The following is a 20178-nucleotide window of genomic DNA, read 5'->3' as shown; positions in this document are numbered from 1 at the left end:
GTTTCGATGCAGTACCACCCGCAGCCGGCCCCCGGCACCGCCCGCCCCTGGGCCTTCCCCGCGCCCGAGCGCGGCGCCCTGCCCAACGGCCTCACGGTGCTGCGCTGCCACCGCCCCGGCCAGCAGGTCGTGGCGGTCGAGATCTTCCTCGACGCCCCGCTGGACGCCGAGCCCGAGGGCCTCGACGGCGTGGCCACGATCATGTCGCGGGCGCTGAACGAGGGCACCGACAAGCACAGCGCCGAGGAGTTCGCCGCCGAGCTGGAGCGCTGCGGCGCCACCCTCGACGCGCACGCCGACCACCCCGGTGTCCGGGTCTCCCTGGAGGTCCCGGCCTCCCGGCTGGCCAAGGCCCTCGCGCTGGTCGCCGAGGCGCTGCGGGCGCCCGCCTTCGCCGAGAGCGAGATCGAGCGGCTGGTGCGCAACCGGCTCGACGAGATCCCGCACGAGCAGGCCAACCCGGCCCGGCGCGCCGCCAAGCAGCTGTCCAAGGAGCTCTTCCCGGCCGAGGCGCGGATGTCGCGCCCGCGCCAGGGCACCGAGGAGACGGTGGAGCGGATCGACTCGGCCGCCGTGCGTGCCTTCTTCGACGCCCACGTCCGGCCGTCCACGGCGACCGCCGTGGTCGTCGGTGACCTCACCGGCATCGACCTGGACGCCCTGCTCGCCGACACCCTCGGCGACTGGTCGGGGGACACCGCGGCCCCGCGCCCCGCCCCGCCGATCACCGCGGACGACACCGGGCGGGTGGTGATCGTCGACCGTCCGGGCGCGGTGCAGACGCAGCTGCTGATCGGCCGGATCGGCGCCGACCGGCACGACAGCGTGTGGCCGGCCCAGGTGCTCGGCACGTACTGCCTGGGCGGCACCCTCACCTCCCGTCTCGACCGGGTGCTGCGCGAGGAGAAGGGCTACACCTACGGCGTACGGGCCTTCGCCCAGGTGTTGCGGTCCTCGGCTCCGGACTCCGCCTCGGGGGCGACCGGCGCCGCGATGCTCGCCATCAGCGGTTCGGTGGACACGGAGTCCACCGAACCGGCGCTCAAGGACCTGTGGACCGTGCTGCGGACCCTGGCGGCCGAGGGGCTGACCGACGAGGAGCGCGAGACGGCCGTGCAGAACCTCGTGGGTGTGGCGCCCCTGAAGTTCGAGACGGCGGCCTCCGTCGCGGGCACCCTCGCCGACCAGGTCGAGCAGCACCTGCCCGACGACTTCCAGGCGCAGCTGTACGCCCGGCTCGCGGAGACCGGCACGGTCGAGGCGACCGCGGCGGTCGTCAACGCCTTCCCGGGTGACCGGCTGGTCACGATCCTCGTCGGCGACGCGGCACGGATCGAGGAGCCCGTCCGGGAGCTGGGCATCGGAGAGGTGTCGGTGGTCACCGGCTGACGAGAGGCCCGGCGGGCGCCGGGCGGGGCCGGTCATCAGCCCCGCCGCACCCCCACCCTCGGCATGTCGATATCGCCAGATATCGGGACAGAAGGAAGGCCCTTGCGAGTGCGATCTCGCCAGGGTCTTCCTTTTTGTCCGTTATGGGGGGAGGTTGCCTGTCTGCCCTGTGGGATGCGCTACAAAACGGCCTGTCCGTTTGGTGAATGAAAGTGACCCCGCTTAGCGTCGGCTCGACTGTCCGTCACTCGTATGCCGCATCCGTGACGTACCGGACAGTCATCGCCGAGTCCCCGTCAGGCGCGAGCCTGGGGAGCCGGGGACCCACGCAGTCCCTGGGGTGAATCGGATGCCTGAGCCCGCACGGGCCGGGGCGTCCGTAGGAGACCTTCCTGCTCCGAACCCGTCAGCTAACCCGGTAGGCGAGAAGGAAGGAAAGGACCAGCCACTCCATGGCGTTCACCCGTGCCACCGGGAAGCACCGTGCCCCGAGCCGACTGACGCGCCGCAGCGCGAAGGCCGTCGGCGTCGCGGCTCTGGCCACCACCGGCGTCATCGGCGGCCTGGCCGCTCCCGCCTTCGCAGCGGACTCCGACGCCCCCTCCGCGAGCGAGACCGGTCTCAGCCAGGTCATCGCCATCGACAAGACCCTCGCCGACCGGATCGACGCCCAGGCCGACGCCCAGCAGCACCAGGCCGACGCCGCGGCGAAGGCGAAGGCCGAGGCCCACCGCAAGGCCGAGGCCGAGAAGAAGGCCGAGGCGAAGGCGAAGGCCAAGGCCAAGGCCGAAGCGAAGCGCGCCGCCGAGGCCCGCGCCGAGAAGGCGCGCGCCGCCCGGTCCGCCGAACGCACCCGCCTGGGCGCCTTCCGGCTTCCGGTCGCCGGTTCGTACGTCAGCACCGGCTACAAGTCCAGCGGCTCGCTCTGGTCCTCCGGCAGCCACTCCGGCATCGACTTCCACGCCGCCTCCGGCAGTTCCGTCGTCGCCGTCGGCGCCGGCACCGTCGTCGAGGCCGGCTGGGGCGGCGCGTACGGCAACAACATCGTGCTCCGGATGACGGACGGCACGTACACGCAGTACGGCCACCTCTCCTCGATCGGCGTCTCCGTCGGCCAGAGCGTCGGCGCGGGCCAGCAGATCGGCCTCTCCGGCTCGACCGGCAACTCGACCGGACCGCACCTCCACTTCGAGGCCCGGACGACCCCGTCGTACGGCTCCGACATGGACCCGGTCGCGTACCTGCGCGCCCACGGCGTCGACGTCTGACCGACGCCCACGCACCACCTCGTCCGAAGGCCCCGGCGGCATGCCGGGGCCTTCGGCATTTCAGCCGCCCGCCCGCGGGGGACGACCGCCCGCCCGGTCACCCCGTGGCCAAAAGATATTCATGAATTTTCGCCCGGCATCGGAAATGCGGCCGCATTGCAATAGAGTCGCACAACAGGCGTCGGCCGGCCGCGATTTGCGGGTGATTGAGGCGGAGGTTCGGACATGCGCATTCCGGCGCATTCGGTATGCACGGCAATCCGTGACGACATCGTCTCCGGTGTCTTCGAACGCGGCAGCCGTCTCACGGAGGAGTTGCTGGCCCGCCGTTACGGGGTCTCCCGCGTCCCGGTGCGCGAGGCGCTGCGCACCCTGGAGTCCGAGGGTTTCGTGGTCACCCGCCGGCACGCGGGCGCCTGCGTCGCCGAGCCCACCGAACGGGAGGCGGCCGACCTCCTGGAGGTCCGCACGCTGCTGGAGCCACTGGGTGCCGCCCGCGCCGCGCAACGCCGCACCGAGGCTCACCTCAAGGTGCTCCGCGGCCTCGTGCGGCTCGGCCAGGACCGGGCCCGGCGCGGCGAGGGCGAGGACCTGCGCGCGCTGGGCGGCTGGTTCCACGAGACGCTGGCGCAGGCCTCCGGCAGCCCCGGCCTGATCGCGCTGCTCACGCAGCTGCGGCACAAGATCGCCTGGATGTACGCGGTCGAGCAGCCCGTCGGCCCGGTGGACTCCTGGGCCGAGCGCGGGGCCATCGTGGACGCGGTGGCGCGCGGCGACGCGGAACGGGCCAGGGCGCTGGCCGCGCACCACGCGGAGCGGGCCGCGGCCACGCACCGGCTGCGACGACGGCCCGCCGCTCCCGGCGCAGACCGGGTGAGGACCACGCAACATTCCGTAAACACCGCAGGCGTCCGGGATTAACAATTACGCCGTATACAAAGAGAAGTCGTCGCGATACAAGGAGAAGTCATCGCGCGGGATGTCGCCGGACCGGGTCGAATTCCGTGCCGCCTGAATTCCGTGTGCCCATGCTCCGCCTGCCCGCATTGCGTTCATCTGAATTCTCGTCGGACGGTCCGCTCCGGAAAGCATTGGACGGTCGACTCCGGAAGGCGCCGGACGGTCCGCGCCGGAAACAAAAGCACCGGACGGTCCGCGCCGGAAAACAGAAAGAGCCGCGACCCCTGGTTCAGGGTGCCGCGGCTCTCTCGCCGAACGTGTTTCAGACGGTCTCCGGGAGCTCCTCGAGCCCCTCGGCGACGAGCTTCGCCAGGCGGTCCAGGGCCGCTTCGGAGTTGTCGGCCTCGGATGCGAGCACGATCTCCTCGCCACCCTGCGCGCCGAGCCCGAGGACCGCGAGCATGGAGGCGGCGTTCACCGGGTTGCCGTCGGCCTTGGCGATCGTCATGGGAACGCCGGAAGCCGTGGCGGCGCGGACGAAGATGGAAGCGGGGCGGGCGTGCAGGCCCTCGGCCCAACCGACGTTGACGCGGCGCTCAGCCATGGTTCTGCCCTTCACGAATCAACAGTTGTCTAGACCAGTCTCTCACGCGGTGCGCAGTGCTCCGGCCGACCCCGGGAGCAGCCCGCAACGCCCGCGACCTTGCCGATCGGCCCTCCCAGACTGCCCCGGCCCCGGGACCTACGCGACCGCTGACAGAGCCGTACGCTTTGCCCATGCAGCCCGCGCCCGAGCAGAGTCCGCATCACGCTTATCCCGACCACTGGGAAGCGGACGTGGTGCTCCGCGACGGAGGCACCGCGCGCATCAGGCCCATCACCACGGACGACGCCGAACGGCTGGTCAGCTTCTACGAGCAGGTCTCCGACGAGTCGAAGTACTACCGGTTCTTCGCCCCGTACCCGCGGCTGTCCGACCGGGACGTGCACCGCTTCACCCATCACGACTACGTCGACCGGGTGGGGCTCGCCGTCACGGTCGGCGGCGAGTTCATCGCGACCGTCCGCTACGACCGGATCGACGAGCGGGGCAGGCCCGCCTCCGCCCCCGCCGACCAGGCCGAGGTGGCCTTCCTCGTCCAGGACGCGCACCAGGGCCGGGGCGTGGCCTCGGCACTGCTCGAACACATCGCGGCCGTCGCCCGCGAGCGCGGCATCCGCCGCTTCGCCGCCGAGGTGCTGCCCGCCAACAACAAGATGATCAAGGTGTTCCGGGACGCCGGATACACCCAGCGGCGCAGCTTCGAGGACGGCTCCGTCCACCTCACCCTGGACCTCGAACCGACCGCCGAGTCCCTCGCCGTCCAGCGCGGCCGTGAGCAGCGGGCGGAGGCGCGCTCCGTGCAGCGCCTGCTGGCCCCCGGATCCGTCGCGGTCATCGGCGTCGGCCGGACTCCGGGCGGCGTCGGCCGCACGGTCCTGCGCAACCTCCTCGGGGCCGGCTTCACCGGCCGCACGTACGCCGTGAACCGCGCCTTCGCCGCCGACCAGGTGACCATCGACGGCGTCCCCGCCCACCGCTCGATCGGCGAGATCGACGAGCCGGTCGACCTCGCGGTCGTCGCCGTCCCCGCCGACCGGGTCCCGGAAGCCGTCGCGGACTGCGGCGAGCACGGCGTCCAGGGCCTGGTCGTGCTCTCCGCCGGATACGCCGAATGGGGCGCCGAGGGCCGGGAACGGCAGCGCGAACTGGTCCGTCAGGCCCGCTCGTACGGGATGCGGATCATCGGCCCGAACGCCTTCGGCCTGATCAACAACGCCGAAACGGTCCGGCTGAACGCCTCGCTCGCCCCCGAGCCGCCCGCCCCCGGGCGCATCGGCCTCTTCACCCAATCCGGAGCGATCGGCATCGCGCTGCTCTCCGGGCTCTACCGGCGCGGCGCGGGCCTGTCCACCTTCATCTCCGCGGGCAACCGCGCCGACATCTCCGGCAACGACTTCCTCCAGTACTGGTACGAGGACCCCGATACCGATGTCGCCCTGCTGTACCTCGAATCGCTCGGCAACCCCCGCAAGTTCACCCGCCTCGCGCGGCGCACCGCGGCGGTGAAGCCGGTCGTCGTGGTGAAGGGCGCCCGGCACAGCGGTTCCACCCCGCCCGGTCACGCCGTCCCGATCAGCCGGATCCCCGACGCGACGGTCTCGGCACTGATGCGGCAGGCGGGCGTGATCCGGGTCGACACGGTGACCGAGATGGTCGACGCGGGCCTCCTCCTCGCCGACCAGCCGCTCCCGGCCGGCCCCCGGGTCGCGATCCTCGGCAACTCCGAATCGCTCGGCCTCCTCACGTACGACGCCTGCCTCGCCGAAGGGCTGCGCCCGCGCCCGCCCCTCGACCTCACCACCGCCGCCACCCCGCAGGACTTCAGGAACGCCCTGGCCGAGGCCCTCGCCGACGACGGCTGCGACTCGGTGGTGGTGACGGCGATCCCGTGGGTCGGCGAGGACGGCGAGGCGGAATCGGGCGATGGCGAGGTGCTCGCGGCCGCTCTGCACACGGCCGCCGCCGCGGGCCCCACCAAGCCGGTCGCCGTCGTGCACGTCGAGATCGGCGGGCTGGCCGAGGCCCTCGCCGCGGCCACCAGCACGGTCGCCCAGCCCCGCCCGGCCCGGACCCCGCCCGCCCCGGCAGCGCGGACCGGAGCGACCACCTCGCCCGGCACCGGCCCGAGTCCGGCACCGGCGGCGCCCCTCGCCGGCGCCCCCGGCACCCGGAACGGCCGGATCCCCGCCTACCCCGCCGCCGAACGGGCGGTGCGCGCCCTGGCCGAAGCGGTGCGGTACGCGCAGTGGCGACGGCAGGCCGCCGTGCCCGGCAAGGTGCCCGAGTTCCTCGACGACACCATCGACGAGCCCGGCACCGCCGCCCTCATCGACGCCCTCCTCGGCCCCGACCCCGACCCGAGGGGCCTGCAGCTCACCCCCGACCAGGCCCGCGAACTCCTGGGCCGCTACGGCATCACCGTACGGCCGACGCTCCCGGCGCCCGACCCGGACGCCGCGGTCGCGGCGGCGGCCCGGCTCGGCTATCCCGTGGCGCTCAAGACCACCGCGCCGCACCTGCGTCACCGGGCCGATCTCGGCGGTGTCCGGCTCGACCTCGCCAACGAGACCGCGCTGCGCCGGGCGTACGGCGAACTGACCGACCTGCTCGGCAAGCCCGCCGAACTCCGGCCCGTGGTCCAGTCCATGGCGCCGCGCGGCGTCGACACCGTCGTACGGGCCACGATCGACCCGGCGGCCGGCGCCGTCCTCTCCTTCGGGCTCGCGGGCGCGCCCTCCGAACTCCTCGGGGACACCGCCCATCGCCTCGTCCCGGCCACCGACCGCGACGCCGCCGAGCTGATCCGGTCCATCCGGGCCGCTCCGGTGCTGTTCGGCTGGCGCGGCGCGGCGCCGGTGGACACCGCCTCGCTCGAAGAGCTGCTGCTGCGGGTCTCCCGGCTGGTCGACGACCACCCCGAGGTGGTCTCCATCGCCCTGGAACCGGTCGTGGTGGCCACCCAGGGGCTGACCGTCCTCGGTGCGAGCGTCCGTCTCTCACCGCCCCCGGCCCGTACCGATCTCGGCCCCCGCCGCCTCCCCAACTACTGACCCGGGCGGCGCCGGGCCCGAGAGGGCCGGACCGCCCCGCCGCGCAACGTCCCCGGCAGTCATCCGCCCCCCGTAGGATGGTCCTCATGGCAAAGACCGGTACGACGACCCAGGGGCTGCGCGCGGCGATCGAGCGCAGTGGCTACTACCCGGCCCTCGTGGCCGAGGCGGTGGAGGCCGCCGTGGGCGGTGAGCCGGTCGCTTCGTACCTGGTGCACCAGGAGACCACCTTCGACTCCAACGAGGTGCGCCGCCACGTCACGGTCCTGGTCCTGACGGACAACCGTTTCATCGTCAGCCACACCGACGAGCAGAACGCCGACACCAGCTCCCCGACCCCGTACGCCACCACCTCCACGGAGTCCGTCAAGCTCGACCGGATCTCGTCGGTCGTGGTCAGCCGGGTCGTCGCCAACCCCGAGAAGTACGTGCCCGGCACGCTGCCCCGCGAGGTCGTCCTCACCATCGGCTGGGGCGCCGTCTCCCGGATCGACCTGGAGCCGGCCGCCTGCGGCGACCCCAACTGCGAGGCCGACCACGGCTACACCGGCAACTCCACCGCCGACGACCTGAGCCTGCGGGTCAGCGAGGCCGGAGACGGCCCGGACACCGTCCGCCAGACCCTCGCCTTCGCCCAGGCGCTCTCCGAAGCCACGGCCGCGACCGCGGCGACCGGCCGCTGATGGCACAGCCGGCCTGGCAGGACCCCGTTCTGCTCCCCGTCGAGAGCGCCCCGGTGCCGGAGTACGGCAGCGGATCGCTTGCCGACCTGCTGCCCACGCTCGTCGCCGGACAGGGTGTTCCGGGCTTCGCCGCGGCGATCCCCGAACTCACCCCAGCCGACCGGAACTGCGTGTTCCTGATCGACGGCCTCGGCTGGGAGCAGATCAAGGCCCACCCCGACGAGGCACCGTTTCTGCACTCCCTGCTCCCCACCTCGCGCGGCGGCACCGGCCGTCCGATAACGGCGGGCTTCCCGGCCACCACGGCGACCTCGCTGGCCTCGGTGGGCACCGGCCTCCCGCCCGGGGAGCACGGCCTGCCCGGCTACAGCGCGCGCAACCCGGAGACCGGCGAGCTGATGAACCAGCTCCGCTGGAGGCCCTGGACCTCCCCGAAGGCCTGGCAGCCGTACCCCACCGTCTTCCAGCTGGCCGACGCCGCGGGTGTGCGTACCGCCCAGGTCTCCGCCCCCGCCTTCGAGCAGACCCCGCTCACCAAGGTCGCGCTCAGCGGCGGCTCGTTCCTCGGCCGGCTCTCCGGCGAGGAGCGGATGGACACCGCCGCCGAACGTCTCGCCGCAGGTGACCGGTCGCTCGTCTACACGTACTACAGCGAGGTCGACGGCAAGGGCCACCGCTTCGGCGTCGACTCCGACGCCTGGCGCGGCCAGCTGATGTACGTGGACGGCCTGGCGCGGCGCCTGGCCGAACAGCTCCCGCCCCGCTCGGCGCTCTACATCACCGCCGACCACGGCATGATCGACATCCCGTTCGACGAGCAGTCCCGGATCGACTTCGACGAGGACTGGGAACTGCGCGCGGGCGTCGCCCTGCTCGGCGGCGAGGGCCGGTGCCGGCATGTGTACGCCGTCCCGGGCGCCGAGGCGGACGTGCTGACCGTCTGGCAGGAAGTGCTCGGCGAGCAGTTCTGGGTGGCGAGCCGGGACGAGGCGATCGCGGCCGGCTGGTTCGGCCCGAAGATCGACGAACGGGTCCACGGCAGGATCGGCGACGTCGTCGCGGCGGCCCACGACGACGTGGTGATCACCGCCTCCGTCAACGAGCCGAACGAGTCCGCGATGGTCGGCATGCACGGCTCGATGACCCCCGTCGAGCAGCTCGTCCCGCTCCTCGAAGTACGCTCGTAACCCGCGTTTCTCCCCCACCTCGCTTCCCATGCCCGAAAGGTGCTCGACCCCTCATGCCCGAGCTTGTGTTCTTCTCCGGAACGATGGACTGCGGAAAGAGCACGCTGGCGCTCCAGATCGGCCACAACCGGTCGGCCCGCGGCCTGCAGGGCGTGATCTTCACCCGCGACGACCGGGCGGGGGAGGGCAAGCTCTCCTCGCGCCTGGGGCTGGTCACCGAGGCCGTCGAGGCCGACGAGGGCATGGACCTGTACGCCCATCTCGTCGACCGGATAAGCCGGGGCGGCCGGGCGGACTACGTGATCGTCGACGAGGCGCAGTTCCTGGCTCCCGTCCAGATCGACCAGCTCGCACGCATCGTCGACGACCTGGACCTGGACGTCTTCGCGTTCGGCATCACCACCGACTTCCGGACCAAGCTGTTCCCCGGCTCCCAGCGACTGATCGAACTGGCCGACCGGGTGGAGACGCTCCAGGTCGAAGCGCTCTGCTGGTGCGGCGCGCGGGCCACGCACAACGCCCGGACGGTCGGTGGCGAGATGGTCGTCGAAGGCGCCCAGGTGGTCGTGGGAGACGTCAACCAGCAGGCGGGCGAGGTCGGTTACGAGGTGCTGTGCCGACGCCACCACCAGCGCAGGACCACCAGCGCCACCGCCCGCGCGGGCGTGCTGTCGCCGGACGTACTGCCCGTCACCTCCGCCTGAACCGCCCGTCGGCCACCGCCCGCGGCTGCTTAGGATGAGGCGGTGAACACGGTGAGCGCGGAAGCGGAAGAGGAAGACTCCGGACCGGGCCCGCTGGGCAAGGTGCAGCCCAGGCAGCTGATCGTGACCGTCTACGGGCTGTACGCGCGCGACACCGCCGGCTGGATGTCGGTGGCCTCGCTGATCCAGCTGCTCGCCGACCTCGGCGTCGAGGCGCCGACCGTACGCTCCTGCGTCTCCCGGCTGAAGCGGGCCGGACTGCTCGAAGCACGGCCGGTGTCCGGAGCGGCCGGCTACCGGATCTCGTCCGAGACCGAGCGGATACTGCGCGACGGCGATCCGCGTATCTTCGCGGCCCGGCGGGCCACCGTCGACGAGGGCTGGGTACTGGTCGTCTTCTCGGTGCCCGAGTCCGAACGGGCCAGGCGGCACACCCTGCGCACCCAGCTCACCCGGCTCGGCTTCGGTTCCGTGTCCGCCGGGGTGTGGATCGCGCCGGGACATGTGCACGACGAGGCGGAGTCCATGCTGGCCAGGCACGGCCTGCGCTCCTACGCCGACCTCTTCCGGGCCGACTACCTGGCGGCCGGCGGGGGAGACGCCGGGGAACTCGCCGCGAAGGTCCGCTCCTGGTGGGACACCGTCCGGCTGCAGCGGCTCTACGTCGAGTTCCTCGCCGCGCACCGCCCGGTGGCCGAGCGGATCGCGAACGGTACCGCAGTGACGGACCGGGAGGCGTTCACGACGTACATCAGGGTGCTCACCGACTGGCGGCGGCTCGTCTACCTCGATCCCGGCGTCGCGCGTGAACTGCTGCCCGCCGAATGGAGCGGAACCCACGCCTCCGAGCTCTTCGACGAGATGCACGCCCGGCTGGCCGGACCCGCCCGTCGGCACGTCGAACGGGTCCGGACCGGCTGAGACGCCAGCGTCGGACCGGCTCAGCGAGCGGCCGACCGGACGATCGTGAACGTCGCGCCCTCCGGGTCCGCCACGGTCGCCACCCGGCCGCTCGCGCCCTCCCGGGGCGGCTGCAGGACGTACCCGCCGAGCTCCACGACCCGCCGGGCCGCCTCGTCGGTGTCGGAGACCTCGAAGTACGTCATCCAGTGCGGGCCCCGATCGCGCGGCAGGGCGTGGCCGACACCGTGCAGCGAGGCCACGGGGCGGCCCCCCAGATGCAGGGTCTGGTAGTCGAAGTCGGCCGAGACGACCGCCTCGGCCTCGTAGCCGAAGACCGTCTGGTAGAACTTGCAGACCGTCGCGGTCTCGCGGGTCACCAGCTCGTTCCAGACCGGCGTGCCAGGAGCACCGGCGAGCGCGGTACCGATGTGCGCGGCGGCCTGCCAGATGCCGAAGACCGCGCCCCCGGGGTCGGAGGCGATGGCGAGCCGGCCCGCCTCACCCGCGTCGAGCGGGCCCACGGCGACCGTGCCGCCGCAGGCCCGGATGGTTTCCGCCGTGAGGTCCGCGTCGTCGGTGGCCAGATAGGTCGTCCAGGCGACCGGCAGATGCCGGTCGGGCGGCAGCTGCCCGAGGCCCGCCACCACTTTTCCGTCGATCAGCGCCCGGACGTACGGACCCAGCTGGTCCGGACCCGGCACGAATTCCCAGCCGAACAGGTCGGCGTAGAAGTCCTGGGTCGTGCTCAGACCGTGCACGATCAGACTCACCCAGCAAGGTGTTCCGGGCGTACGCGGGGCGGCAGCCTCGGTCATCGTCACTCTCTCCTCGGACCATCGGGGTGGCCTTACGGGGGGAACGGGGCCGGTGCGCCGTCGTGCGGTACGGGATGTGTACGCCCCGTGCAGATGTTGGCACCACCCGGCGCACGATGTGCTCCGGCCGCGCCGCACTTTCCGGATCTCGACACAGGGAGACCGATTTGCCGCGGTGCACCCGTTTCGAGGGTGTTACGGACAGGGCGCCTCTTGCGCGAGGATGGCACCCATGAAGCCCATCATCACCGCATCCGAATACGTGAGCGAGTCGGCGGGGCCACGTCCGCCGGTGCTCCTGGACGTACGTTGGCAGCTGGGCGGCCCGAACGGGCGGCCCGACTACGAGGCCGGGCACATTCCCGGTGCGGTCTTCGTCGACCTGGACGCGGAACTCGCCGGCCCCGCGGGCAGCGGCGGCCGCCATCCACTGCCCGATCCGGACGAATTCGGGGCCGTGATGCGCCGGGCGGGTGTCTCCCGGGACACCCCGGTGGTCGTGTACGACGGCGGCCAGGGCTGGGCGGCGGCCCGTGCCTGGTGGCTGCTGCGCTGGACGGGTCACCCGGACGTCAGGGTCCTGGACGGCGGTCTCGCCGCCTGGACGGGTGATCTCCAGACCGGGATCCCGGCCCCGGCCGAGGGCGACTTCCGGCCCGCTCCCGGTGCGCTGGGGCTGCTCGACGCGGACGGAGCGGCGGCGCTGGCCCGCTCGGGGCTGCTGCTCGACGCGCGGGCCGCCGAGCGCTACCGGGGCGATGTGGAGCCGATCGACCGGGTGGGCGGCCACATCCCGGGCGCCGTCTCGGCCCCGACCTCCGAGAACACGGGGGACGACGGGCGGTTCCTGGCCCCTGAGGCGCTGGCGGTCCGCTTCAAGGAGCTCGGCGCCGACCGGGCGGACGAGATCGGCGTCTACTGCGGCTCCGGCGTCTCCGGTGCCCATGAAGTCCTGGCCCTGGCCGTCGCCGGGATCCCCGCGGCGCTGTACGCGGGTTCCTGGTCCGAGTGGTCCGGCGACGAGTCCCGCCCGGTCGCCACGGGGCCCGAGCCCCGGTAACGGCGGGCGATCCGACCGGGACCGCCGCGCCCGGCCGCATGAGCGCGGGGTGCGGCGGACGCGGACGGCACGAGGGCCCGTACGCAGTGGCGTACGGGCCCTCGTCATGCCGTGGATCCCGCTCAGTCCTGCTTCTTGCGGCGGGTACCGAAGACGATCTCGTCCCAGGTCGGTACGGCGGCCCGGCGGCCCGGCCGGACGCCGTCCGCCTCGGCCTGGCGGTCCGTCGTACCGGTCAGCCGGTCGCGGTGGCCGGCCACCGCTCGCGGCATCAGCACGTCCGCGTAGGCGGAACCGGCGCCCGCGGAGGCTGCCGCGGCCGGTGGCTCGTCGGCCTCCGGCTCCTGTGCGGCGGGCTCGATCGCGGGGGGCTCGGGCTGCGTCGGCCGTTCCGGCACCACCATGTCGCCGCGGAAGCTCGGTACCGCCTCCAGCAGGCTGGTCAGCGAATCGCGCTCACCGGCCGAGACGGACGCGATGTGCTCCTCGGGCTCGGGCGGGGGCGGCGGGGCCGTGGGCCGCTCCATCTGACGGTCCAGGGCACGGTCCAGCGGCCGGTCGCGCGGCAGCCGGGCGATCCGGGGCACGAACGGGAAGCTCGGCTCGGGCGCGGCGACGTCGTCGGTCTCGCCGATCAGTGAACGCGCCTCGTCGTCCACGGCCTGGACCAGCCGGCGCGGCGGGTCGTAGGTCCAGCTGGCCGAGTGCGGCTCGCCCGCGACCCGGTACACCAGGAGGACCTCCCAGGTGCCGTCGTCGCGGCGCCAGGAATCCCACTGGACGGTCTCCTTGTCGGCGCCGCGCAGCAGCAGCCGCTCCTGCACCGCCTCGCCGAGCTGGGGTCCGGTGTTCTCGCCGGGACGGCGCACGGGGGTCTTCCGGGCCCGCTCGGCCATGAAGGCGCGCTCCGCGAGCACGGGGCCCTCGAAGCGGCGGACACGGTCGACGGGGATCCCGGCGAACTGGGCGACCTCCTCGGCGGAGGCACCGGCTCGTATCCGCGCCTGGATGTCGCGGGGGCGGAGGTGGCTCTCCACCTCGATCTCGATCTGGCCGAGTCGCGCGCGGTCGTTGCGCACGGCGGCTCGCAGCCGCTCGTCGATGGGAAGCGTGTACTCCGTGCTGTCCGCAGACTTGAGCACCAGTCGTGTGCCGTCGTTGGAGACGGCCACGACACGCAGTTCGGGCATGGGGACCTCCCGGGTGGTGCCTGCCGACGTCACGTGCGTCGCTGCTTCCGCTAGTCGAGTGTGGCCTGCCCGGGTGCAGCCTGCCACAACATTGCCGTGTTGCCCGGCGTGTCGGGCGTGAGCCCTTGATCGCCGGTATGACACGGTGACCTATTCTGCAACAGAAAGTGACCGCTGGTCACCTCATGTATCCAGTCGCCGTGCGATGCCGTGGCGCCGCCGGATCGAGTGCCTCCTTCGGCCCCCTCCCGAAGATCCCGGACACCCGCTCGGGAGTCCGGCCCCAGGGCTCGCCACAGTACTCCATTCGGGCCACCAGGGTGGACCGCCGCGCCGTCGAAGTTCTCCTGAGGTGCGGGAGTTGAGCTACCCGGCCCGCAACGGTGCACCCCTCGCGGGTGTCCTGCTTCACAGAATCTCCCGAAGCGGAACTAATCACTTCGCTCAATTGTCCCTTCCTGTTGCATGGTGGGAGAGATGTCAATCAAGGGCTGGAAATGGTGCAGAAGCCGGAAAGCGACATAGAACCCAAGGAAAGGCGTATAGATCTGAGCGTGCCGCAGGTGGCGGGCAGTGCCGTGGCAGCGGTCGCGGCGGCGGTGGCCGCCTCCCAGCTGGGTGTGTACGGAACGATCCTCGGCGCCGGAGTGATGAGCGTCGTCGCCACCTGCGGGGGTTCCGTCTTCCAGCACTTCTTCCGTCGCACGGGTGAGCAGATCCGCGAGGTCACCGTTCAGGTGAAGCACCCGGGCCGCGAGGTGACGGTGCATACGCGTGAGACGGGCGATGCGCGTGCGACGAAGGAGGTGCGGGGAGCACCGGCCGGGACCCCGGCCGGTGCTCCCCGCGGAACCGCGGATGCCACGGATGCCGGGGACGCCACCACGGTGCTGCCCGCCATGGACGCCACGACCGTGCTGCGCAAGGCGGACGCCACGACGGTGCTGCGCAAGGCGGACGCCACGCTTCCGCCACCCGCCCCGGCCGACGATCCGGACCGCACCCGCATGCTGCGGCCCCTCGACGCGACCCAGCTGCTCACCACGGCACGCCCGGATCCGGACGAGGAGTTCTCCGAAGCCAGCACGCACGGCACCCGGATCCGGGGCTGGAAGCGGTCGGCGCTCGGCGCGGCGGTGGTCTTCGTCCTCACGATGGCCGGAATCACCACGTACGAGCTGATCTCCGGCAACGATCTGAGCGGTGGTCAGGGCACGACCGTCGGCTCCGTCGTGCGCGGCGGGGAACGGGGTTCCGGGCCGGACGGTCCGGCGCCGACGACGAGCACCGGTACCGGTCAGGAGCGGACGCCGGGCCAGGACAGCGGCGCGACGCCCGGTACGGACCCGCAGGGCGGTGCGAGCCGGAGCCCGGACCAGGGACAGGGCGAGGGCTCCTCGGCCGATCCGACGCCCCGCCCCACGCAGTCCGGCAGTACCGGTGACGGTACGAGCCCGCCCCCGGCGGCCACTCCCTCCCCGTCGGCCCCCGCCGACGGCTCCACCGCCGGCACGGACCCCTCGGGCGAGGCCCCGGCACAGGGCAACGGCGCCACCGCGGGCACGGACACCGGGCAGTGACGAACGGCCCCGCGCTCCCCGGGCAGGTACGCCCGGGGAGCGCGGGGCCGTTCGCGGGCCGGAAGGGCCTACTCGCCCAGGACCCGGCGCAGGTAGTCGTTGCCGAAGAGCCGGTCCGGGTCGAGCCGGTCGCGTACGGCGGTGAACTCGCCGAACCGCGGGTACACCCCGGCGAGGTACTCGGCGTCACGCGTATTGACCTTGCCCCAGTGCGGGCGGCCGCCGTGGGCGGTCATGATGCGCTCGACCGCCGTGAAGTACGCCTGGTAGGGCGTGCCCTTGTAGAGGTGGACGGCGATGTACGCGCTCTCGCGGCCCGAGGCCGTGGAGAGCGCGATGTCGTCCGCGGGGGCGGTACGGACCTCCACCGGGAAACTGATCCGCAGCGGCGAACGCTCGACCATCGCCTTCACCTCGCGCAGCGCCTCCACGGCCGCCTCGCGCGGCAGCGCGTACTCCATCTCCACGAAGCGGACCCGGCGCGGGCTGGTGAAGACCTTGTAGGGGATGTCGGTGTACGTACGGGCCGACAGGGCGCGGCTGGAGAGCTTGGCGATCGAGGGAATGGTGGCGGGCACCGCCCGGCCCAGTGAACAGGCCACCTGGAAGATCCCGTTGGAGAGGAGCTCGTCCTCGATCCAGCCGCTGACCTTTCCGGGCGGGGCGGCGGGGCCGGCGCTGCGGTTGTTGCGCTTGGTGTTGCAGTTCCCGGTGTGCGGGAACCAGTAGAACTCGAAGTGCTCGTTCTCGGCGACCAGCTCGTCGAAATCGCCCATGACCCGGTCGAAGGTCATCGGCTCCTCACGGGCCGTCAGCAGGAAGACCGGTTCCACGGCGAAGGTGATCGCCGTGATGACACCCAGCGCGCCGAGCCCGATCCGGGCGACGGCGAAGATGTCGGCGTTCTCCTTCTCCGAGCAGGTCAGCACCGTGCCGTCGGCGGTGACCAGTTCGAGGGCGCGGATCTGCGCGGATATGGACGCCGAGTCACGGCCGGTGCCGTGGGTGCCGGTCGAGGTGGCGCCCGCGACCGTCTGCTCCATGATGTCGCCCATGTTGGTGAGCGAGAGGCCCTCGCGGGCCAGCGCCGTGTTCAGCCGCTTCAGCGGGGTGCCGGCCTCGACGGTCACCGTCATCGCCTCGCGGTCGATGTCGCGGATGCCGGTGAGCAGGTCCGGGCGGATCAGCACACCGTCGGTGGCCGCCGTCGCGGTGAAGGAGTGGCCGGTGCCGACCGGCTTCACCCGCAGGCCGTCCTCGGAGGCCCGGCGCAGCACCTCGGCCAGCTCCGGTACGGAGGCCGGGGACACGGCCCGTACCGGCCGGGCGCTGACATTCCCCGCCCAGTTACGCCACGCGTTCGTCGTCGTCCGTGCGTCGGTCATCTTCCGCGCGCCCTTCCATGAGAACCGGCCCGCTGAGCCGGCGATACCCCAGGAACGCCACCGCGGCCGCGAGCGTTCCCGCCGCGACGGGCACCACGTACCCCGCCTCGGCCCCCGACGCGTCGACCACCCAGCCGGCGGCCGAGGAGCCGAGCGCCACTCCGACGGCGAGCCCGGTGCTGGTCCAGGTCATGCCCTCGGTCAGTTCGGTGCGCGGTACATGCTGCTCGACGAGGGCCATGGTGGTGACCATCGTCGGTGCGATGGCGAGACCCGCGACAAAGAGCGCCACGGCCAGGAACGGCAGGTTCCCGGCCAGTTGGAGGGGGATCATACTCACGGCCATCGCGCACACACCCACCAGCCACCTGGTGGACGCCTTCCCCTTGAGGCGGAGCACCCCGAAGACCGCTCCGGCCAGACAGGACCCCAGCGCGTACACGGCCAGTACGAGGCTGGCCGCGGCCTTGTGGCCCCGCTCCTCGGCGAAGGCCACCGTCACCACGTCGATGGAGCCGAAGATCGCGCCGGTGGCCACGAACGTCACCACGAGCACCTGGAGGCCCCGGGAGCGCAGCGCCGAGCCGCCGGTGTGCTCCCGGCGCGGATGCGGAACGGGCTCGGTGGCCCGCTGCGCGGTCAGCCAGAGGACGCCGACCAGCAGGAACCCGGCCGCCAGGAGCGGCCCGGCCTCCGGGAACCAGGCGGTGGACAGCCCGATCGAGATGATCGGCCCGAAGATGAAGCACACCTCGTCGACGATCGACTCCCACGAGTACGCGGTGTGCAGCTGCTGCGGCGCACCGCGGTAGATCTCCGCCCAGCGGGCCCGGACCATCGAACCCACGCTCGGCACGCAGCCGGCGCCCGCCGCGAAGACGAAGAGCGTCCAGTCGGCCAGCCGCTGCTGCGCGCAGAACAGCAGCCCGGCCACCGCCGCCAGCGCGACGAGAGTGGCGGGACGCAGGACCCGGCGCTGTCCGTGCCGGTCGACGAGCCGGGAGATCAGCGGCCCGATCACCGCCGCGGACATCGCCAGCGTCGCGGAGAGCGCTCCGGCCAGCCCGTAACGGCCGGTGAGCTGGGAAACCATGGTCACCACACCGATGCCCATCATGGACAGCGGCATCCGGCCGAGGAAACCGGCCGCCGAGAATTCCTTGGTGCCGGGGGCGGCGAATATCGCGCGGTAGGGACTGGGCAAGGAGGGCTCCGGAACAGCGTGATCACACGCGCCTGTCATACGTGAACGTAACCGATACAGATTACGGTCGGCGCGATCGGTCCGGCAGCGGGGGCGGCCTTGGAGCCGATGTCGGTGGGAGGGCTGTCCGAGGCGGGTGGCAGGATCGGTGCCATGTCCGATCTGCGCGATCCCGCCCCCTACGACGCCCTGCTGCTGCTCTCCTTCGGCGGCCCCGAAGGCCCGGACGACGTGGTCCCGTTCCTGGCGAACGTGACCCGTGGCCGAGGCATCCCCGAGGAGCGGCTGAAGGAGGTCGGCAAGCACTACTTCCTGTTCGGCGGCGTCAGCCCGATCAACGCCCAGAACAGGGCCCTGCTGGACGCCCTGCGCAAGGACTTCGCCGAGCACGGGCTGGATCTTCCGGTGTACTGGGGCAACCGCAACTGGGCGCCGTACCTCACCGACACCCTGCGCGAGATGAGCGCCGCCGGGCACCGCCGCATCGCCGTCCTCGCCACCAGCGCCTACGCCTCCTACTCCGGCTGCCGGCAGTACCGCGAGAACCTCGCCGAGTCACTGGCCGCCCTGGAGACGGAGGGGCTGCCGGTGCCCCGGGTGGACAAGCTCCGGCACTACTTCAACCACCCCGGGTTCGTGGCACCCATGGTGGAAGGCGTCCTCGCCTCGCTGGCCGACCTCCCCGAGGACGTACGGGCCGGGGCGCACCTCGCCTTCACCACGCACTCCATCCCCACCTCCGCGGCCGACACCTCCGGCCCCGTGGAGGCGCACGGCGACGGCGGCGCCTATGTCGCCGAGCACCTCGACGTCGCCCGGCTGATCGTCGACGCGGTGCGCGAGGAGACCGGCGTCGAGTACCCCTGGCGGCTCGTCTACCAGTCGCGCAGCGGCGCCCCGCACATCCCCTGGCTGGAGCCCGACATCTGCGACCACCTGGAGGCACTGCACGCGGACGGGGTGCCCGCCGCGGTGATGGCCCCCATCGGATTCGTCTCGGACCACATGGAGGTCCTGTACGACCTCGACACGGAGGCCACCGCGAAGGCCGCCGAGCTGGGGCTGCCGGTGCGCCGGTCGGCGACCGTCGGCGCCGACCCCCGGTTCGCCGCGGCCGTGCGCGAGCTGGTGCTGGAGCGCGCCGCCACCGAGCGGGGGCAGGACGCGCCGCGGTGCGCGCTGGGCGCGCTCGGGCCGGGCCACGACCTCTGCCCGGTCGGCTGCTGCCCGGCCAGGGCCCCGAAGCCCGCCGCGGCGGGCGCCGACAGCCCGTACGCGTGACCGCCCCGTCGTACGCCCACGAACCCCTGGAGAGCCGTGACCGACCCGAACCTGTCCGAACTGCTCGCCCTCGCCCTGGAGGCCGCCGCACGCGCGGGCGCGCTGCTCCGTGACGGCCGCCCGGCCGATCTGGGGGTGGCCGCGACCAAGTCCAGCCCGATCGACGTCGTCACGGAGATGGACCTCGCAGCCGAGAAGCTGATCACCGGCTTCCTGACCGAGCGCCGCCCGCAGGACGGCTTCCTCGGAGAGGAAGGGACCAGTGCCGAGGGCAGCAGCGGCATCCGCTGGGTCATCGACCCGCTCGACGGCACCGTGAACTACCTCTACGGGCTGCCCACCTGGGCCGTGTCCATCGCCGCCGAACGGGACGGCGTGCGGGTCGTGGGCGTGGTGGAGGCCCCGATGCGCCGTGAGACGTACCGGGCGGTGCTCGGTGGCGGGGCGTACGCCGAGGGCGGCGCGTACGGCGACGGCGCCGCGCTGCGCTGCCGGCCCGCGCCGCCGCTCGACCAGGCGCTCGTCTCGACCGGTTTCAACTACGTCAGCGAGGTCCGTACGCACCAGGCGGACGTGGCCCACAAGCTGATCCCGCGGCTCCGGGACATCCGGCGCGGCGGCTCCGCCGCCGTCGACCTCTGCGACGTGGCCGCGGGCCGTCTCGACGGCTACTACGAGCGCGGGCTCCACCCCTGGGACCTGGCGGCGGGCGACCTCATCGCCCGCGAGGCCGGCGCGCGCACCGGCGGGCGTCCCGGGCTGCCCGCCGACGGCGATCTGACGGTCGCCGCCGCACCGGGCGTCTTCGAGCCGCTGCAGGCCCTCCTGGAGGAGTTCGGCGCCTGGCACGACTAGAAGGGCCGACCGGGTCCGCCCGGGGCGGGGGGTCTTGTCCCCCCCCCCCGCGGCCCCCCCCGGGGGGGCCGCGCGCCCCCCGGCGGCCCCCCGGGGGGGGGGCGGGCGTCTCCCCCGGCG

The 20178-nt window shown here is 72.8% G+C and carries 17 protein-coding genes and 1 riboswitch; of the genes, 12 read left to right on the top strand and 5 right to left on the bottom strand.

Features of this window, described 5'->3' with window-relative positions; genetic code table 11:
- Positions 1–6: 6 nt before the first annotated feature.
- From ACFYY1_RS24485 to ACFYY1_RS24475, 3 genes are all read left to right on the top strand, one after another.
- Positions 7–1389 (top strand): M16 family metallopeptidase, encoded by a 1383-nt coding sequence (locus ACFYY1_RS24485; protein ID WP_388589095.1) that lies wholly within the window; start codon positions 7–9, stop codon positions 1387–1389.
- A gap of 273 nt (positions 1390–1662) precedes the next feature.
- Positions 1663–1828: riboswitch (cyclic di-AMP (ydaO/yuaA leader) on the top strand.
- Between the two features lie 13 nt (positions 1829–1841).
- Complete coding sequence (locus ACFYY1_RS24480; RefSeq protein ID WP_388589092.1) at positions 1842–2657, top strand: M23 family metallopeptidase; 816 nt, start codon at positions 1842–1844, stop codon at positions 2655–2657.
- A gap of 225 nt (positions 2658–2882) precedes the next feature.
- Positions 2883–3578 (top strand): GntR family transcriptional regulator, encoded by a 696-nt coding sequence (locus ACFYY1_RS24475; RefSeq protein WP_388589088.1) that lies wholly within the window; start codon positions 2883–2885, stop codon positions 3576–3578.
- Between the two features lie 301 nt (positions 3579–3879).
- Here the strand turns inward: ACFYY1_RS24475 and ACFYY1_RS24470 are convergent, their stop codons facing one another.
- Positions 3880–4161, bottom strand: coding sequence for an HPr family phosphocarrier protein (locus tag ACFYY1_RS24470; RefSeq protein WP_356088077.1), 282 nt, complete (start codon positions 4159–4161; stop codon positions 3880–3882).
- A gap of 173 nt (positions 4162–4334) precedes the next feature.
- Here ACFYY1_RS24470 and ACFYY1_RS24465 point away from each other — a divergent pair, with 173 nt between their 5' ends.
- The 5 genes from ACFYY1_RS24465 to ACFYY1_RS24445 all read left to right on the top strand — a co-directional run bounded on the left by ACFYY1_RS24465 (position 4335) and on the right by ACFYY1_RS24445 (position 10706).
- Positions 4335–7211, top strand: a complete 2877-nt coding sequence (locus tag ACFYY1_RS24465) for a GNAT family N-acetyltransferase (RefSeq protein ID WP_388589085.1) — start codon at positions 4335–4337, stop codon at positions 7209–7211.
- A gap of 86 nt (positions 7212–7297) precedes the next feature.
- On the top strand, positions 7298–7894 hold the full coding sequence (locus ACFYY1_RS24460; RefSeq protein ID WP_266427777.1) for a DUF5998 family protein: 597 nt from the start codon (positions 7298–7300) through the stop codon (positions 7892–7894).
- Entirely contained in the window at positions 7894–9081 is a 1188-nt protein-coding gene (locus tag ACFYY1_RS24455; protein ID WP_388589082.1) for an alkaline phosphatase family protein, read from the top strand. Before ACFYY1_RS24460 ends, ACFYY1_RS24455 begins: the two co-directional genes overlap by 1 nt.
- 53 nt (positions 9082–9134) lie before the next feature.
- Positions 9135–9785, top strand: coding sequence for a thymidine kinase (locus ACFYY1_RS24450; RefSeq protein WP_266729269.1), 651 nt, complete (start codon positions 9135–9137; stop codon positions 9783–9785).
- A 42-nt stretch (positions 9786–9827) separates the two neighbouring features.
- The gene (locus tag ACFYY1_RS24445) at positions 9828–10706 is read left to right on the top strand and encodes a PaaX family transcriptional regulator C-terminal domain-containing protein (RefSeq protein WP_388589079.1); all 879 of its coding nucleotides are present in this window, start codon (positions 9828–9830) and stop codon (positions 10704–10706) included.
- Positions 10707–10726: 20 nt separating this feature from the next.
- Here ACFYY1_RS24445 and ACFYY1_RS24440 read toward each other — a convergent pair whose 3' ends face one another.
- On the bottom strand, positions 10727–11503 hold the full coding sequence (locus ACFYY1_RS24440) for a VOC family protein (RefSeq protein ID WP_388589077.1): 777 nt from the start codon (positions 11501–11503) through the stop codon (positions 10727–10729).
- Positions 11504–11735: 232 nt separating this feature from the next.
- On the opposite strand from ACFYY1_RS24440, the gene ACFYY1_RS24435 reads away from it, so the two are divergent.
- On the top strand, positions 11736–12563 hold the full coding sequence (locus ACFYY1_RS24435) for a sulfurtransferase (protein ID WP_388589074.1): 828 nt from the start codon (positions 11736–11738) through the stop codon (positions 12561–12563).
- Between the two features lie 122 nt (positions 12564–12685).
- Here ACFYY1_RS24435 and sepH read toward each other — a convergent pair whose 3' ends face one another.
- Positions 12686–13753 (bottom strand): septation protein SepH, encoded by a 1068-nt coding sequence (sepH, locus tag ACFYY1_RS24430; RefSeq protein WP_388589072.1) that lies wholly within the window; start codon positions 13751–13753, stop codon positions 12686–12688.
- A gap of 497 nt (positions 13754–14250) precedes the next feature.
- Between sepH and ACFYY1_RS24425 the strand changes: the two genes are divergently transcribed.
- Positions 14251–15333 (top strand): hypothetical protein, encoded by a 1083-nt coding sequence (locus ACFYY1_RS24425; protein ID WP_388589070.1) that lies wholly within the window; start codon positions 14251–14253, stop codon positions 15331–15333.
- A gap of 68 nt (positions 15334–15401) precedes the next feature.
- On the opposite strand, the gene ACFYY1_RS24420 is transcribed toward ACFYY1_RS24425, so the two are convergent.
- Positions 15402–16718, bottom strand: a complete 1317-nt coding sequence (locus tag ACFYY1_RS24420) for a D-arabinono-1,4-lactone oxidase (RefSeq protein ID WP_388589068.1) — start codon at positions 16716–16718, stop codon at positions 15402–15404.
- Positions 16681–17922 carry an MFS transporter gene (locus ACFYY1_RS24415; RefSeq protein WP_388589065.1) on the bottom strand — a complete coding sequence of 414 codons (1242 nt, stop codon included), beginning with the start codon at positions 17920–17922 and terminating at the stop codon, positions 16681–16683. The genes ACFYY1_RS24420 and ACFYY1_RS24415 overlap by 38 nt, the downstream gene beginning before the upstream one ends.
- A gap of 153 nt (positions 17923–18075) precedes the next feature.
- Between ACFYY1_RS24415 and ACFYY1_RS24410 the strand changes: the two genes are divergently transcribed.
- Together ACFYY1_RS24410 and ACFYY1_RS24405 are read left to right on the top strand one after the other, a co-directional pair.
- Positions 18076–19203, top strand: coding sequence for a ferrochelatase (locus ACFYY1_RS24410; RefSeq protein ID WP_388589063.1), 1128 nt, complete (start codon positions 18076–18078; stop codon positions 19201–19203).
- A gap of 36 nt (positions 19204–19239) precedes the next feature.
- Positions 19240–20058 (top strand): inositol monophosphatase family protein, encoded by an 819-nt coding sequence (locus tag ACFYY1_RS24405; RefSeq protein ID WP_388589060.1) that lies wholly within the window; start codon positions 19240–19242, stop codon positions 20056–20058.
- The last annotated feature ends 120 nt before the right edge of the window (positions 20059–20178 follow it).

Origin of the sequence: Streptomyces sp. NPDC001890, assembly GCF_042891445.1 — a bacterium.
In the GTDB taxonomy this organism is placed as follows: Bacteria; Actinomycetota; Actinomycetes; order Streptomycetales; family Streptomycetaceae; genus Streptomyces.
This window is presented reverse-complemented; position numbering and strand designations above follow the sequence as displayed.